This window comes from Fretibacterium sp., assembly GCF_057312375.1.
In genome coordinates, this window is record NZ_DBHLDX010000007.1 from 1 (window position 1) to 15,889 (window position 15,889).

At 60.1% G+C, this 15,889-nt stretch carries 12 protein-coding genes and 2 tRNA genes; 6 read left to right on the forward strand and 8 right to left on the reverse strand.

Going from position 1 to position 15,889, the window contains the following annotated elements; translation table 11 throughout:
* Positions 1 to 547 precede the first annotated feature (547 nt).
* Entirely contained in the window at positions 548 to 2,191 is a 1,644-nt protein-coding gene (locus tag ACO41U_RS02185) for a hypothetical protein (protein ID WP_485941304.1), read from the reverse strand.
* A gap of 657 nt (positions 2,192 to 2,848) precedes the next feature.
* Here ACO41U_RS02185 and ACO41U_RS02190 point away from each other — a divergent pair.
* Together ACO41U_RS02190 and ACO41U_RS02195 are read left to right on the forward strand one after the other, a co-directional pair.
* Entirely contained in the window at positions 2,849 to 3,457 is a 609-nt protein-coding gene (locus tag ACO41U_RS02190; RefSeq protein WP_485941305.1) for a tyrosine-type recombinase/integrase, read from the forward strand.
* Positions 3,458 to 3,636: 179 nt separating this feature from the next.
* On the forward strand, positions 3,637 to 3,921 hold the full coding sequence (locus ACO41U_RS02195; protein WP_485941306.1) for a hypothetical protein: 285 nt from the start codon (positions 3,637 to 3,639) through the stop codon (positions 3,919 to 3,921).
* 739 nt (positions 3,922 to 4,660) lie between these two features.
* Here the strand turns inward: ACO41U_RS02195 and ACO41U_RS02200 are convergent.
* The 6 genes from ACO41U_RS02200 to ACO41U_RS02225 form a co-directional block, all read right to left on the reverse strand.
* Entirely contained in the window at positions 4,661 to 5,161 is a 501-nt protein-coding gene (locus ACO41U_RS02200) for a hypothetical protein (RefSeq protein WP_485941307.1), read from the reverse strand.
* Positions 5,162 to 6,510: 1,349 nt separating this feature from the next.
* Entirely contained in the window at positions 6,511 to 7,773 is a 1,263-nt protein-coding gene (locus ACO41U_RS02205; protein WP_485941308.1) for an AAA family ATPase, read from the reverse strand.
* Positions 7,770 to 8,858: a phage NrS-1 polymerase family protein gene (locus tag ACO41U_RS02210; RefSeq protein ID WP_485941309.1), complete on the reverse strand. Its 1,089-nt coding sequence runs from the start codon at positions 8,856 to 8,858 to the stop codon at positions 7,770 to 7,772. The genes ACO41U_RS02205 and ACO41U_RS02210 overlap by 4 nt, the downstream gene beginning before the upstream one ends.
* A 607-nt stretch (positions 8,859 to 9,465) precedes the next feature.
* The gene (locus tag ACO41U_RS02215; protein WP_485941310.1) at positions 9,466 to 9,666 is read right to left on the reverse strand and encodes a helix-turn-helix domain-containing protein; all 201 of its coding nucleotides are present in this window, start codon (positions 9,664 to 9,666) and stop codon (positions 9,466 to 9,468) included.
* A 235-nt stretch (positions 9,667 to 9,901) separates the two neighbouring features.
* Positions 9,902 to 9,978: transfer RNA gene (locus tag ACO41U_RS02220), tRNA-Arg, on the reverse strand.
* Positions 9,979 to 10,011: 33 nt separating this feature from the next.
* Positions 10,012 to 10,105: transfer RNA gene (locus ACO41U_RS02225), tRNA-Ser, on the reverse strand.
* Positions 10,106 to 10,306: 201 nt separating this feature from the next.
* On the opposite strand from ACO41U_RS02225, the gene ACO41U_RS02230 reads away from it, so the two are divergent.
* The 4 genes from ACO41U_RS02230 (at position 10,307) to ACO41U_RS02245 (ending at position 12,946) form a co-directional block, all read left to right on the forward strand.
* A complete protein-coding gene (locus ACO41U_RS02230; protein WP_485941311.1) occupies positions 10,307 to 11,335 on the forward strand; it encodes an asparaginase in 1,029 nt (342 codons plus the stop codon).
* Positions 11,332 to 11,475 carry a hypothetical protein gene (locus ACO41U_RS02235; RefSeq protein ID WP_485941337.1) on the forward strand — a complete coding sequence of 48 codons (144 nt, stop codon included), beginning with the start codon at positions 11,332 to 11,334 and terminating at the stop codon, positions 11,473 to 11,475. Before ACO41U_RS02230 ends, ACO41U_RS02235 begins: the two co-directional genes overlap by 4 nt.
* Positions 11,455 to 12,477, forward strand: coding sequence for a selenide, water dikinase SelD (gene selD / locus ACO41U_RS02240; protein WP_485941336.1), 1,023 nt, complete (start codon positions 11,455 to 11,457; stop codon positions 12,475 to 12,477). Before ACO41U_RS02235 ends, selD begins: the two co-directional genes overlap by 21 nt.
* A 61-nt stretch (positions 12,478 to 12,538) precedes the next feature.
* Positions 12,539 to 12,946, forward strand: coding sequence for a hypothetical protein (locus tag ACO41U_RS02245; protein WP_485941312.1), 408 nt, complete (start codon positions 12,539 to 12,541; stop codon positions 12,944 to 12,946).
* 116 nt (positions 12,947 to 13,062) lie between these two features.
* Here the strand turns inward: ACO41U_RS02245 and ACO41U_RS02250 are convergent, their stop codons facing one another.
* Entirely contained in the window at positions 13,063 to 15,735 is a 2,673-nt protein-coding gene (locus ACO41U_RS02250; RefSeq protein WP_485941313.1) for a flagellin N-terminal helical domain-containing protein, read from the reverse strand.
* Positions 15,736 to 15,889: the final 154 nt, after the last annotated feature.

Below are 15,889 nucleotides of genomic sequence, written 5' to 3' on the forward strand. Positions count from 1 at the left end.
GTGTTACGCACGCCGCCAGCGTTCATCCTGAGCCAGGATCAAACTCTCAGTAAAAAACTGACTTCAATAAATCTGCATGATATTTACACGCTGTATTCTTTTGTCAAGTTTCTCGTGGGCTATCGCCCCGTTGCTCTTCTGAGCAACGACGGGTATTATATCACGGCTTTTTGAACAATGCAAGCGAGAAATTTTTCCCAAAAACCGCAGGCTGCGACCGTATTATCGAGGATCAAGCACGTTATGGCGTCGGTCAAGCTGAGTTTGATCTTGCACCCGTCAGGTGCGGCAGAAAATGAGCAAGACCTGGCTTTGCCACAGGTTAAAAATCTTGCCTGCGGATTTGGGCGCGCACTTGGCGCGTCATCCTTTAAAGAGTACGGCCCGAACGGACGGTTCCTTCGAGGAGGGAATCCCATCACGGTATGCATCCCATGCACCCTAAACGCTTCCTCAGGTGAACCGCGAAGCCGCATTCGAGCCTTCCTCCCTGAAAGAACTATCGGATACCCGCCGTTATCTTCATAATTACAACCTTCAGGACCAGTCAGTAGCTCACACGGTAGGGGCCAACCAGGCTGTTGAAGAGCAGGTCTCCGTTGGGCAGAAACTGCAGGATGGCATAGGCGCCGTTGCCATAGTTGCTCTTGCCGAAGATCGTGCGGTGCACGGTGGCGCCAGTGTCCCAGTCCATGCCCGTGAGCTCCCAGCCCTGCGCCCCGTAGCCGCTGACCAAGGCCATGTTGCCGTTCCGGCAGTGGACGGGGATCATGCTGGTGGAGGACACGTCAGGCCGTCTCCAGACAGACACCCAGCGATGTTCCTTCGGGTCCCAGCGGAAGCGCTCCACCCCTTGGGAAGAGGAATACACGGGCCCCAAAGTGGCTGCACCTAAAATCTTGGGCAGCCTCGTCATGGTGTCGGACTCCAGGGGCAGGTTGTTGACCACAAAGGCGCCATAGCCGTTGACCACCACGGACTGCTCGGACTGAATCCACGTGGGGAGCTGACTGTAACCGCAGGTCACAGGGATCTGACCGGCGATTCGGCGTGACTGGGTACCGTCCTGCTGCACGAAGTCCTGAGGTATCTCGTCGCGCCAGAAGGCCACCAGATTCATCCGCCGAGAGCCGTCAGTGATGACCACCAGCCTGTCGGCGTCCTTGCCGAACCCCATCAGCGTCGGCGTGGAGCCGGAACCGGGCTCAAACTTCACGATGGGAGGAACGGCGTCCTCCGGGGCGTCGTAGGGGGAAGACCAAGCGCCGTCGGCCTCTGCGTCCGAGAGCCGACTTCCGGTCCACACCAGTTTGTGCATCCTCTTGTTGGTCACCACGTAGATGCCCCCCTTCTCGTCCACGGCCAGGGAGTTGCTGGTGTGCTCTCCGGGGAAGAGGATCGTCTGGGCAGAGGCTGCGTCCAGGGTGCGGTTCAGCACGGAGACGCCATTCTCGAAGTTGAGGATGATGTGTCCGTCATAGGTCATATTCAGACCATAAAGCATCGCGCTGGCCCCGGCTCCCTGGATGGCGTCCGCCGCGTCTGCGATGCTGTGGCGCACCTCAATGCCCGCCGCGGGATTTGCGGCGTCCTTTAGAGCGAAGGCGTAGACGCCGTAACCGTAGGTGGCGTAGAGGACGTTGTCCTTGTCCACCGCAGAGTAGACGCCGTTGGCCAGCCGGGCGTTATATTTCGCGCCGTAGTTTGTCACGAAAACCTGGTGTATGTCCCGGGAGGTCTTGCCCTCAAAGCTCATCTCTCCGATAGTCTTGTGCGCCCCGGGCGCCACGGGCCCCATGTCCGGAGAGAGGTAGGCCGGAGCGTCGAGCCGAGCCACCTCTGCCCACTGCTTTTCGGCGGCGTTGATGTAGGCGACGCGGTCGCTCCCCACGCCCCACATGAAGCGGGGGGAGGTGGAAGCCAGAGTGATGATGTTCACCGGTCCGCCGTAGGAGATGGGCTGCCGCACTGGGTCAATGGTAAAGGAGCCCTTTGGGGGACCGTAGGGGGTGGAGTCGCTCTGGGCAGGGTCAAAGTGCGTGGTCCCATAGAGCGGGGCGGAGAGGTAGAGGTTGGGTGCGGGGCCCGAGGCCCCCTGCTCTTCGGAGCCTCCACCTCCGCACCCCGCCGACGCAAGCACCCCATACGCCAGCACGAAAAAAAGCAATCCCTTCACCTGCATCGTCTTCATCGCGCCATCTCCTTTTCAAGTCCAAGAATACATCAATATTTAAGAATACATCACGTTCAATCATACGCCAATACGGACGCAGGTCAAGACATCTTGAATGTCCCCAATCTACAGGGAGGGGAAGGTCAGGCAAGGTAAGGGGGCAGGCAGGAGAATTCGCTAGATTGTCAAGCTGTTATGAAGAGCCAGATGTCAAGAGGAGAAGAGGGAAAAGGAGCTTGACACGAGGCATGTTATTCCATTCCTGACGGCATCCAGGGAAAGCCCCGACTTGCAAGTCCCGGCATTGGCCACTGTGTTATTCGTGGATCAGGTATAGTGGCCCCCAAATAGAGGACCAGTACGGTTATGTGTCGGATATAGACAATATTAACCGGATAGTGGCGGACTGTCAAAACGCAAAAACCCCGCTTCTGAGCGGGGTTTTAAACGTAACTGGAGCAACCCGGATTATTAACTGGCGCGGCAGGCAGGATTCAAACCCACAACCTAAGGCTCCGTAGGCCTTCGCTCTAAAAAACGCGATTTTTAGGCGCAAACCATTGCAAACACTATATTTGTAAATTGTAGTGATTTGTATAGGCCTTCGCTCATCCAGCCCCTTTTTCGCAGTTCTGCCGGGGAAGCCCCATGCAAAAAATATCGGGAACTATAGGGATGTTTTTGGCCTTCCGCCGAGCAGAGGGGTTGGCCCCCCTGACGCTCCGGGACTACCGTACCCACCTGGCGGCGTTCTCCGCGCGCATCCCCCAGGGGACGGAGGACTACAGGGCGGCCGTCCACGACTACCTGAGCGACAACATCAGCCCCAACACCTACAACATGCGCTTCAAGTACCTCAAGAAGTTCTTCGATTGGTGCCTGGAGGAGGGGCTGCTCTCCTGTGCTCACCCCATGGCCGGGCTCAAGAAGCGCCGGGCTGTGGGGCGTGTCGTGCACATCGAAACGGACACCCTGGCGGAGCTCCTGAGGCTCCCGAACAGGCGGACCTTCACGGGGCTCAGGGACTACGCCCTCATGCTGTTCTCCCTGGACTGCGGGGCGCGCCCTGGGGAGAGCCTCCAGCTTCGGGCGGGGGACTTTAATCTGTCGGGGCTCCTGGTGACGATCCCGGCCCCTGTGGCCAAGACGAGGCAGCCCCGGACCGTCCCCATTACAGCGCAAAGGGAGCCCAACAGGGAGCAAGGGAGCCCAGGGGTCAAGACGGTCCTCCTGGGGGGCAAGACACACAGCAGGGCTAGGCGGGTTGTGGCACATCGCCTCTAGCCCGTCGTAGAACGACGGAGAGGCATATCGGGAGGCTGGGATAGGAGATGTTGTACCCCTAACACTCCTGATGGCCTCACAGGGGCCTCTAGGACGCTCCTAGAGGGTAGAGCGAAAGGATACGAGGCCATGGAGAACAGGGGGACCTGCTCCATGGCCACAGGAAGGAGAGCACGACGATGAAAAACGCATTGAAGGGCAACACATTGGAGATCGCCTTCGAGAAGCTCTGGGAAGTCCGTGGCAAGATCGCGGACCTCAGGACACTCGGCCACCCCTTGGGGGACAAGGCAACGACCAGATTTTTACTTGCGCAGGAGAAAGCCTATGACGTATTGAAGGCCAAGGACAATGACCTTTACGCGGAGCTTGAGTTCGCCACCGACGCCTACATTGCAAGGGTCACGCAGGAGCACTACCGCCTGGGGTTCCAGGACGCCTTGCGCCTCATGGCCGGGGCCTGAGCCTCTGCGCTGATCTGCGGCGTTTTGCGCTGTTTTGCGGCCAAGACGCCGCCTTTGGATGGCGATGATTGCTTCAAGGTTCTGAGTTGGGGTTGGGGTAGGGGATGGGGAATTATCTGAATTTTCGCATGGTGGATTCGCCACTCCTATCCAATCCGAAATAGCCCGCCTTGCTACCCCTAGAGCTTTGCCGATGCGTTCCTGTGTCCAGCCTTGCTCTCGGAGATTGGCTGCGATCTCCTTTTTCTGCTCCTTCGTGAGCTACCTCCGGTGCAGGGCTAAGCACCCCTCAAGGGACGCTCAAGCATTACTTAAGCAGGGCTCAAGCGATGCTCAAGAACCCGCTCGATCGAAGCGACGCGCTCCCGGATGGTCGCCTCCAGCCCGGCGCGTTCCGCGGTAAGGCGGCGTTCCGCCTTTTCCTGCTCCTGCTGGATGACTTCCTGGATGGTTTCCGCCCAGCTTTGACGGGGTGTTTCTTGGGCAGGTAATTCGGCGGGTATCGGTTTAACCGAGTTGTCTATACAAATCTGAGGTCGCATCTTTAGGGGTGGACTAGCCCAGAAATTACTGGGCTCGTCCCTGCCTTTTCTGGGCTCGACCGTGCCTTTTCTGGGCCAGTCTGGTGCTTGTACTGTGCTGGTCCACTAGGCACCGTAAGAATTTCTGACGGTGCCCCGGCATGGGGGTGAATCCGTTTCACCCCCCGGCCAAGGGTGTAAGGAATCGTTACCCCCCCTCACCCTCGAAGCGCCAGTACGGCCAGTTGTCCGGGGAACAACCGGCGGTATCGCTGTACCGTCTCCGTGGCGACCCCGTGACGCGACGCCACTCGCTCAAGCTGGGGCTCGTCCATACGGGAAAAGCTGCGACCCGCGACCCACGTCACGTGATCTTCCACGATGGCCCAGGTCTTCGGGTAGGCCTCCGCGAACTTCTTTGCAGCGGCGGCCAACCCTGCCCAGCCCCCAATCTTCCCCATGGCCCCCTCGAACGCCTCAGCGCGGACCACGCGGGCTTCCTCCTCGGAGCTCCCATAGAACCCGACCACTCCGCGGGGGACGTCGATCTCTCCCCGCGACAGGCACGCAAGAATCTCGGAGAGCTCGTCCGTCGTCGGCTCGTACTCCCCGGCCAGAATCCGGAGGCTCATCGGATGGCACCTCAGGATGATGTCGATAAGCGCCTCCAGCCTGCGACTGTCCCCAGACAACGGAACGACCTGTTTTCTCCGCTCCACCTCAAGCCCTCCCTCATCATTCACAAAAGCACAGCCTTTTATCCACACTCCGACTTACCCTGATTATTATAGCTTTTGAGCTACTCTTGACCCCCTGCCCCTGGGCAGGGAGGCATAGGGTATCGATAGGGTATTTTTGTCGGCTTTTTATCGGGAAATAGGGTATCGATAGGGTATCGGTACCCTATCCGGGGATGACGTACGCCGGACGAACCTGAAGCGTACGCCGTACGTACACCGTACGAAACGAGTACGTCCGAAGTACGTACGCCGGACGAACCTGGTACGTACGGTGTGAGAAGAGAGGAGAAGAGAGGAAATACCCCCCCTATATCCCCCCCACGGGGGGATGAGAGGGCGAATCTCCAAGACCAGGCCCCTCGTGTTCCTCCGATTTGCCCCTGAGGTACGCCAGAAAGGCCCCAGGACGTCACCAGGGCTCTAAGAGGTATCAGATTACCTTCGGGCTTCATGATAGGGCTCTCCGTGGCTCTACGCGGGCCTGAGGGGGTATAGGGGCCGGACGTCAGCAGTGCGTCCGAGGGGATGGGCGTCGGACGGAGAGACGAAGGGCGCCAGGGGAGTGTCCGCCGGACGTCCTTGCCCCCTGTGCCCGCGTTACGGTAACGTTACTCACGCGTTATGGTAACGTTACGACGTTCAGGGGATGCGAAACTCCAGCCCTCAGAGTTGAGGCATCCTTCCCCCGACCTCAGAATTTCTGAAGTCAGGTCTCCTTGGGCCGCTCCTCACCTTGGCCACAGGGAGGGAGCCCAGGGGGTGAGGTAAACGAACCTTACCCCATCCCCAGGCAACCCAGCTCAAAGCGGGCCATGTTCCCCTTGGCCAAGGAGGTAGAAAAAGCCGACGCCCTTGCTGCCCGGCAGGGTCGTAAACGGATTACGCCCCTCCGGCCATGGAGCCAGGGGTACCCTTGGGGTGACCCCGGGCTGACCCCGGGGGTACCCCAGCAACCCGCCAGCGCTACGCCAGCAGGACGCCAGCGTCATGCCATAGCCACAGGAGGAGGCTCAGGACCAGAGCGCTTTAACTCTTTATACAAAAATGTGCGATAAAAAGCCTTTGTTACGGGATAAAAAAATGGCTTAAAATCTCTCCACAACAGGATTTATATCATTCTCTCTCTTTTGTAACACCTCTCAAAAACCGACCCCTCCCTAGGGCGTAACATAGCGTAACTCCCCTATAGGGGAGAGTTACGCTATTACGCTTTCTAAGGGCTTGGGGCAACTGCGGCTATGAATTTTCTCTGACCTTTACTGACTGTTACGAAAGTTACGCTATTTGTCAGAATATTTAACGCAAGTTACGTAACAGTTACGCTCGTGTTACGAAGGGTTTTTAGCAGCATTGAGTTGTCCCTCTAAAAATTTTCTTTCAAATGCGCCCCATATGCCGATAGGGGTATAGATATCGTCATGTACGCTGAGGTATTTCAAGTCCACGAGGTCCCGGCGGGCGCGGTGGAAGACGACGCGCTTTGAGTTTTCGTTATCTGCCGGGCTGTTCCGGTAATAGGCCTCACGCCAGGCGTCGATATGGAGCCCCCGGAACTTGCCTTCAGTGTCCAGAATCCCTTTTGTGGATGCGGCCTCGATGTAGGTCTGTAGGGCGCTGAGCTGTGTTCTCGTCAGCTTTTTTTCCTTCTCGCCCATCGTTGCATCGGACAGCTCCATGACCTTGGTCGTGATCTGATCGCCGTCCTCGTCGAACCAGCCGGGCACGTTGACCGTTACCAGCTCGAAGTCTATCGCTCCCTGGCGTTCGGAGTCTTTGTTTTTGGTCTGCATCAGGGAGATAAGACCGCTCTCGTCCCCTTTGACCATAAGCTCGATGTCCATGGCGCCCCGCCATGCGGAGGAGCCTCGGGCGCGCCCCTGGGCGCTCTCTGCCACGCCGGTATGGTGGACCAGGATGACCGTGCACTGGAACTCGCGCTCCAGCGCCGCGCAGGCGTCCAGCATCGTTTTGGCGTCCTGTGCCTTGTTCTCGTCACCGACCATGAAGCGGTTCAGTGTGTCCACGACGATCATACAGGGCGCGATGTCATAGCTCCGAATCTCCTCGATGGTCTTCGTCAGTCCCTGGGGAGTGTTCAGGTCCACCGCTCCCTCGCTGACGTATATCTCCGCGTCCTCTACGCCCTTGTGAGCTGCCCAGCCCGCAAGGCGAGCCCTCAGTCCGGCGTGTCCCTCTCCTGCCAGGTAGACCACAGGGCCGTGCTTGACCTTGAAGCCGTGCCAGTCGTTTATTTTTGAGCAGGCGATGGAGAGCGCCATGTCTAGGACGACAAATGTCTTGCCTGCCCCGGATGCACCGAACGTCATCATCTGTGCATCCTCCTGAACCCAGTTCTTTATCAGCCACTTGATTGGCTGAGGCTTTTTACAGAACTCAGACACCGGGAGAATCCATCGTTTCGTCCCCAGCAGCAGCGCCCTCAGGTCTTCCCCGGCGGCCGCGTAATCGTTGGCGTCCCCCAGCTCTGGCGGGACGAGGGACTTTGTGCCCACGGCCTGGACATCCCTGGGGGCAAGGCACGCCTGCAAGGTCCCCAGGGGGAGCAGGGTATCGTCGTCCCAGACGCTCATGCCGTCGCCCCCTTTCGCCGGAGGAACTCAAAGCAGAAGCGCCGATAGTCCGGCCGGGTCGTCCACTTCTCCCGGCACAGGCCACTTTGCTCAAAGAGCAGTGCGGCGCGGTCCTCGTCCTTATCCGTCCAGTACAGCGACATGGCCAGCAGCGCAACGTCGGCCGCGGAGGCCGAGTTATAGCCCGATATGTCGCCTGCCCAGAGGCGGGAGAACTTGGCTCCGTTTCTGGCCGCCATGGCCTTCTCGATCAGCTCGGAGTTAGGCAGGTAGCGACGCCTCCCTCCTGTGGCTACGGTTCCCCTGGTCTTCTCCGGACGGATAGCCCAGACCAGCCCATCGACCGCCGCCTGATTGGCCCGGAGCTCGGAACGCTCGTCGTGAAGGTTCCCGGTCACGGTGAAGAATCTACCGTGAGGATAGACCTCGATCGGCCCGCTGCGGTACCCCTTCTCCAGCTCGGCGCGGACGATGATATGAAGCCCCTTGCCCGAGACGGAGTACTCCGTATAGCTGCCGAGCGCCTCCACGATGGCCTCCGCCTTGGGGGCGATCGTCCCGTCCTCCCTGCTGACGCAATGGTCCAGGTCCACGCCCACCAGCCCGCCGCCGGGTGCGAACACAAAGCCCACGCCATCGCTAAGCCCCGCCTCGTAGGCCTCCATGGCTTTCTCGAAGGTCGTCCAGGTCGAGGGGTCGTTTGCCTTGGCCGCTTGTCCGTCGATCTGACGGGGCGGCTTCGTGAGCTTACCGTTGCGCTCCATGGCCTGCCAGACGACCCACTGAGGGAGTGCCTTGAGCTCGTCGGGGACGTTCTCCGCACTCACAGGGAGGAAGCGGCTTGCCCGCCTCGGCTCCTCTCCCAGGGAGTACCGGGCAACACGTGCTCCGCTCTCTCCGACGGGGACCATAGCGGTCAGGACGTTCCAGCCCTCGCGCCGCAGCTCGTCAACACGGGAGGCCAGGCGCATGACACCGAATTGCTCCCGCGCCTCGTCCTGGGTGATACTGCGGCCCGCCTGGAGGTGCTCCAGCACGGCCAGCTTCTGGGATTTCCACGCTTCGCGGTCCCGTGCCGTCACCATGCCGACCGCCCCCTCTCCATGCGGAAAGAGCCGAGGCCAGGCCACGGACGCGAAGGTCTTCGATTGGGATTACAGGATGGGGGTGTTACGAAAGGACGGGAAGGGTGAGGCCCAGGTGGGTCTCCTTGGTCGGATTCTCCTGATGAATCTCCTCCGCCGCCCGGACTGGATGCGGCCATGGAGAAGGACGCCCGGCGCGCTGAGCGGGGGGCACGGGTGCGGGTACGCCGGAAAGAGGGCATGTAGACCTTGAGGCGGAAGATCGCGGGCCTTCGTGCCTTGAGGGGTTCGTTATCTCGCTTGGCTTTGTCCCTCATAAAATCGATATAGGCCACATACTCGGATTCCGCAAGACTTACCATCTGATCCGCCCAATCCAAAACCGAAAGATAATCGCGATCGCATGGTTCAAGCTCGCTCCATATCAGGCAAGTCCTTTCCAGTTCTCTCTCCGAATTGTCAAACGCTACAATTCCCCTTAACGCGTGATACTTCCGTGCAAGCTCAAGGAGTTCTACTCGCTCCTGTTCTGCGGTATAATCTTTGCAAACGCTCATTTTTCATCTCCTTTCCGCCGTCCATGCCCCGGACGGCTTTTTTCTTGGCCTCACACTGCCAGCCCCTTGTCGTCAAACGCCTCCCGCAGGGGAATGCCGAGAAACGCACTCAGCCCCTCCCGCACCCGCTCGCTCGCAGGAGCCTTGCGCCGCTCCACCAGGGAGATAAGCGAGGGATGTATCCGCGTTTCATAACCCAACTCCGCCGCCGTCAGCCCCCTGGCCTGCCTCAACTCCCTTATTCGCGTCATGTGCTTCACCTCCTCCGCCCCTCTATTTTACCGTACTTTTGCCGTATAATGAGGTACAAGTACAAAAAAAGAGCCGCCCCGACCAAGGTTTGCGGCTCTTTCATGAAAAGGAGGGAACCCTCCCCTAACAACTAAGGGAAAAGGATACCACGGAAATGAGGCCTTCGCTCGTGGCGAATATCAAGCGTGCTCGAACTTCAACTAAGAACGCTCAAACCTCGCTAAATCAACAGACTGGCGCGGCAGGCAGGATTCGAACCCACGACCTAAGGCTCCGTAGGCCTTCGCTCTATCCAGCTGAGCTACTGCCGCGTACAACTCTCACCCGGCAAACCGGGTAAATCCTGGCGGTGAGTGAGAGATTCGAACTCTCGATAGAGGTTTTAGCCCCTATACTCGCTTAGCAGGCGAGTGCCTTCAGCCTCTCGGCCAACTCACCAACAAACAAAGGGTATTATACTCCGCTCCCAAAAACTTTGTCAATGAAAAAATCAAAATCGCTTCAAAAATTCCTGCGCGCGTACTTTTGCGCTGAGAAAAAACGCGCTGTTCCATTACACTCTTCACCGTAGGGCGACAGCGAGGGCACCGGCCCCGCTGGGATACCCTGTAAGAAGACGATGATACCTGGAGGCTCACCATGAAGTTCACGCTTTTCACGACCGGCGGCACCATCGCCTCCGCTCCCTCGGAGGACGGCCTGCGACCGAAGCTCTCAGGAAGGGAGCTCGTCAACCTCTGCCCAGCGCTTGAGGACTTTGAGCACGACATCAGGGTCGTTGACCTCATGTCAAAGGACAGCTCCAACATGCAGCCGGATGACTGGTTCACCATGGCCGGACGCATCCGTCAAAGCGCGTCGGACTGCGACGCCGTCATCCTGCTACACGGCACGGACACGATGGCTTGGACCGCATCGGCCCTCTCCTATCTGCTGCCGGACGTGTCCATTCCTGTCGTCCTCACCGGATCCATGCTGGCTCCGGAAGCTAGGGACAGCGATGCGGCGGACAACCTCTACACCGCCGTGCAGATGTCCATGCAGTTGGCCCTGTATCGAAGGCAGGGCGTGGCCGTGGTTTTCGACGACGTCCTCATCCATGGTCCCCGCGCCGCCAAGGCGGACAGTCGCCGCAGGCACGCCTTTGTCAGCGTGGACTATCCCCTGCTGGGGGAGATGCGGGACCGCGGACAGTACAAAATCCCATGGTTGAGTTCGAAGAAGCCGAAGCTCTCCCCTTCCCGGCCCTGGGAGAGTTCCCCCCTCCCCGCCCTTGAGCGCAACGTCGCGATCCTGCCCATCTTTCCGGGGATGCCCGTCCGTCTTCTGGACGCCGTTCTGGACGCCAGGCCCGCTGCCCTCGTCCTTGAGGGCTTCGGTCTGGGAGGCATCCCGTTCACCGGCGAAAACCTCCTGCCCTCCATCGACCGCGGCATCCGGGCCGGCATTCCAACCGTCGTGCGCACCCAGGCGCTGTTCGGAGGCACGGATTTGGGGGTCTACGAGGTGGGAGAGAAGGTCCTGGACCTGGGGGCCATCAGCGCCCGCGACATGACGCGGGAAGCCCTCGTCGTCAAGTTGATGCTGCTCTTGCCCCTCGCCCCTGCCCTCCACGAGTTGGAGCACCTGCTGGGTCAGAACCTCTGCGACGATGTGGAGGGCGAATGAGCGATGAGGGACGGGCGTCGGCGTCAATTTTCGGAGAATTGAGAGGCGGAGAGGTTACGATGAGCGACAACGTGAACGGCGAAGCGGGAGGGCAGGCCCACAAGAAGCGACTGACGGAGATGTCCCACTGCAGCGGGTGAGCGGCAAAGATAGGTCCGGCGGACCTGGCTCAAGTTTTGGCAGACATCCCGCAAGTGGAGAGCGATCGCGTCCTGGCCTCCTGGGGCGGCGGTGAGGACGCAGCGCTTTGGATCCTGGACGACCGGCGGCTTGGGGTCCTGACGGTGGACTTCATCACCCCCATCGTTGACGACCCCTACACCTGGGGACAGATTGCCGCAGCAAACTCCATCAGCGACGTCTTCGCCATGGGAGGGCGCCCCATCGTGGCGTTGAACGTGGTGGGCTTCCCCACGAAAGTTCTGGGGCTCGACGTGCTGAAGCGCATTCTGGAGGGAGGCTTCGATCGGACCCGAGCCGCCGGGGCCTTTCTCGTTGGCGGGCACAGCGTTCAGGACGACGAACCGAAGTACGGCCTCGTGGTCTACGGCGAGGTGGAGCGCGATCGAATGTGGCGTACCGTCGGCGGCCGGCCCGGCGATAGGCTGGTCCTGACGAAGCCCGTGGGCACGGGCATTGCTGCGACCGCCATCAAGGCGGACATGATCGAACGGCAGGAAACGATCGATGAGGCCGTTCACTGGATGAGGACCCTCAACGCCCTGCCGCTCCACATGCCCGACAGCCTGCATCAGGCCGTTCACGCCTGCACGGACGTGACCGGCTTCGGCCTGGCCGGGCACGTTTTGGACATGCTGAGCGACGGCACGGTGGACTGTCGCCTGTCCCTTGAGGACCTTCCGGTCATCGCAGGGGTCAGGGAGCTGGCGGACATGGGGCTGGTGCCCGAAGGAGCGTACCGCAATCGAGCCGCCTACGAACCTCAGGTCGACCTCGCCGGGAATTTTGACCGCTCCGCCGTCGACATGCTCTACGACGCCCAGACCTCAGGGGGACTGCTGCTCGCCGTGTCTCCAGACCGGGTCGATGAGTTGTCCGACTTAGCCCGCCGACACGGCTTTGAGCGCACGACCGTCATCGGCTCGCTGGAGGCCGGGACGGGGCGGCTGCACGTAGGATAGAACGCCGAGGAAATGCACCCTTGATGATAGTTCGCGATCCGTATTTTCGGAGGTGAGCGAGGTGGAGCAGGAGTACTGGAGTTCCCCGGAGAACCGCTACTATCAGCTGCGGGAGATGGTAACGCAGCTGGACTTCAAGGCGATTCGAGAGGACCGGCTGGCGGAGGCGACGCGAAGGGCACGTGAGAAGGGCTGGGATGAGGGCAGAGCTAAAGGCGAGGCCGAGGGCACGGCCAAAGGCTGGGCTAAAGGTAAGGCCGAGGGTAAGGCCGAGGGCTGGGCTAAAGGCAAGGCTGAAGGCAAGGCTGAAGGCAAGGCTGAAGGCGTAGCTGAGGGCGAGGCTAAGGGTAAGCTGCTTGGCCGACAGGAAACGGCGCGCGCCATGCTGCGGGAAGGGATGTCCCCGGAGTCTGTCGCGCGCTTCACCCGCCTTTCTCTGGATGAGATCGAGGCCCTGAAGGAAAGCTGAACGAATCGGGCGTTCCTGCACACCTTACGTTCCGTCGATGCAGGAGTGAGTTGACGAAGCTGCCCCCCGGTTGTGGCCGGAGGGCAGCTTTTGTCGATCGGTTCTTGCGGGTTACCTTAAGACCTCAAGAGGCTCAGGACGTTCTGAGGAAGCTGGTTCGCCTGGGCCAGCATCGAGGTACCCGACTGGTTCAAGACCTGCAGCTTCACGAACTCCATCATGGCCTTGGCCATGTCCGCATCCCGAATGCGGCTCTCCGCCGCCGTCAGGTTCGTGCTGGTGGTGGTCAGGTTCGACACCGTGTGCTCCAGCGAGTTCTGGTAGGCGCCGATCTTGGCGCGCTGCGTCGAAACCTTTCCGATCGCCGTGTCCAGGATGGTGATGGCCCGCGTGGCGGACCCGCGGTCCGTGACGATGACGCGGGTGACGCCCAGGGCATTCGCCCCCATGTTCCCGATGTCGATAGCCAGGTCCTCGCCCTCGTTCGCCCCCACCTGGAAGATCGTGCTGTTGTCCACGATGTGCAGCACCGTTTCATAGGGCGTCCCGTCCGCGGACAGCACGAAGTTGCGCAGGTTCTCGTTCCAGGTCACCTTGATGTTGGCCATGGGGTCAAACTCCACGTCCACGTTCTTGTGGATCACGCCGATGAGCTGGTTGCCGGACACCTTCACGTTGCTCGCGATCGTCGCGCCCGTGTGGGCGTCGTACACGGAGGCCGTGAAGGAGTTCTCCTTCGCCTCCTGCACCACGTTCAGGGAAAGGGCGTTGACCAGGTCCTCGTTGCCGCTGAAGGAGAGCTTGCCCGCCGCCCCGGCCACCAGGGAGCGGATGATGAAGGTCCCCGGCACCGTTTCAAGGCCGTAGTCCTTCTCCGTACCCTTGCCAACGAACGTCACGAAGTCGTTGGCGTTGCTGACGGCGAAGCGGGCCTGTCCCAGGCCGTTGGCGATGGCGTCGTTCAGCTTGCTGCGCAGCTCGCCCAGCGTGTCCGTGGCGTGGAGCGTGATCGTGGTGCTCTTGCCGTCCCCCTGGGAGATGGTGATCGTCTGGGGGTCCGTTAGCATGAAGACGCCCTGGGTGGTCCAGAACTTCTCCAGATCCCGCAGCTTCACGTCGCTCTTGGCCACCTGCCCAATATAGGCCGCCTCGAACGTGGCCAGCGTCTTTCCAGCCGTCATCGCGGTTTTGTTGGTGGTCAGGACGATGTCGCCCTCGTAGACCGTACCGTTCTTGTCGTTGAGGTAGAAGTTCCGGAAGTGCAGCTCCTTCTCCTTCACCTTCTCCGCGTCCAAACCAAACTTTAAGGTAGCATCGGAAACCGATCCGCCCCAGTTGTAGGGCCACGTACTCGTCTGTTGCCCTTCGATCTCCACCGTATGGGCGTTTGCAGCGGCCTTCTTCGTCACGTTGTGGACGAACTTGTTGCCGACGTTGAAAAGCCCCGTCATCCCTGCCTTGAGTTCGAGCGTGAAGGCCCCGGCGGTTCCAAGTCCCAGCTTTTCGCTGAGGTCCACCGCCCCTCCCTCGGTCAGAACGATGTTGTCGTTCACCTTAGTGGTCACGGTGCCGTCCGGCCTCAGTACGTTGGCCGTCGCCTTCAGCGTCACGCTCTTCGACTGAGCGTCGACCGACACCACCTCGTAGAGGATGCTGGCGTTGCTCGTGAGGGTACCGTCCGCAACGGTAGCGGTAAGCAGATCATCATTAAATTTAACAGGTGTAGCTGCTCCAGCAGTGGAGTTCGTAGGAGCTGCAGTTCCCATAATTGCATCAAGGTCCCCGGCAATCGTAATGGCCCCGTGCTTCGTAGAAAGCTTAACATTGGTCCCTGCCTTCTCGGCTTTCACACCAAGGCTGCTCAACTGCCCATCCAATGCTCCGACCAAACCGTCTATGTCGGTAAGATCAGTGCTCAGCGTAACTGTCTTACTACCTTTTCCCTCGACGGTCACGGTCATGGTCTTGGTCCCAACGCCAGCCGCAGAAAAATTAAAACTTGCAGGTGTGTGAGCTCCTGTCAGTGTATGAGGAATAAGCTCTTTCGGGAACCCATATTGCCCCGTGACGGCCACACCGGAGTCCGCCGCCGCAGCGGCCGTCTTCACCGTGTAGCTCCCCGCCGGGAGGTTGTCCACCCGCAGCCCGGCAATCCCGGCCTGGTCGTTCAGGCTGACCCCCATCGTGACGTTCGGGTGCTTGATTCTAAAGATGTCCGTCTTCTTGGCCTCGGCCTGCCCCGGCGTGGCTGTAATGCTGATCTTGTAGTTGCCCTCAAAGGCGCTCTTCTGGCCAAACTGGTCGATCTCACGCAGGGAGCCGCGGATGTACGCCTTCGTGGCCAGGTCCGTGGAGGACCAGATGCCCGCCGAGGTGCCGTCCAGGAGCTTCTTGTTGTTGAACTGGGTGGCGGTGGAGATGCGGTTGATCTCGTCCTTCAGCTGATCGACTTCGAGCTGAATGTACTCCCGGTCCTGCTGGGTCAGCGTGTCGTTCGCCGCCTGCACCGCGAGCTCCCTCATGCGCTGGAGGATGCTGTGCGTCGAGGACAGGGCGCCCTCCGCCGTCTGCAGCATGGAAACGCCGTCCTCCGCGTTGCGGACCGCCATGTTCATGCCGCTGATCTGGGCCCGCATCTTCTCGCTGATGGCCAGCCCCGCGGCGTCGTCCGCCGCGCTGTTGATGCGCAAGCCCGTCGAAAGGGTCTGAATGGACTTCTGAAGCGACCTGTTGGTGTTGTTCAGTGCGTTGTACGCGAAAAGCGCCGGTACGTTGTGGTAAATCCTCATAACTGTCCTAACCTCCTGCAGACGGGCCATCCTGTCCCGTCTCCCAAAGTTCTGAAAAGCCTCCAAAGACCATCCTGGTCCACACCGAAAAGAGCGCGCAGAACAAACACAAAAGACGAAAAGCCTTACTTTATGTAGTGTACCACATCCCTCA

What these genes read in the sequence shown, in the direction of transcription:
- ACO41U_RS02185 (WP_485941304.1), bottom strand. Translation starts at nt 2,191, where the DNA reads ATGAAGACGATGCAGGTGAAGGGATTGCTTTTTTTCGTGCTGGCGTAT.
- ACO41U_RS02190 (WP_485941305.1), top strand. Translation starts at nt 2,849, where the DNA reads ATGTTTTTGGCCTTCCGCCGAGCAGAGGGGTTGGCCCCCCTGACGCTC.
- ACO41U_RS02195 (WP_485941306.1), top strand. Translation starts at nt 3,637, where the DNA reads ATGAAAAACGCATTGAAGGGCAACACATTGGAGATCGCCTTCGAGAAG.
- ACO41U_RS02205 (WP_485941308.1), bottom strand. Translation starts at nt 7,773, where the DNA reads ATGAGCGTCTGGGACGACGATACCCTGCTCCCCCTGGGGACCTTGCAG.
- ACO41U_RS02210 (WP_485941309.1), bottom strand. Translation starts at nt 8,858, where the DNA reads ATGGTGACGGCACGGGACCGCGAAGCGTGGAAATCCCAGAAGCTGGCC.
- ACO41U_RS02215 (WP_485941310.1), bottom strand. Translation starts at nt 9,666, where the DNA reads ATGACGCGAATAAGGGAGTTGAGGCAGGCCAGGGGGCTGACGGCGGCG.
- ACO41U_RS02230 (WP_485941311.1), top strand. Translation starts at nt 10,307, where the DNA reads ATGAAGTTCACGCTTTTCACGACCGGCGGCACCATCGCCTCCGCTCCC.
- ACO41U_RS02235 (WP_485941337.1), top strand. Translation starts at nt 11,332, where the DNA reads ATGAGCGATGAGGGACGGGCGTCGGCGTCAATTTTCGGAGAATTGAGA.
- ACO41U_RS02250 (WP_485941313.1), bottom strand. Translation starts at nt 15,735, where the DNA reads ATGAGGATTTACCACAACGTACCGGCGCTTTTCGCGTACAACGCACTG.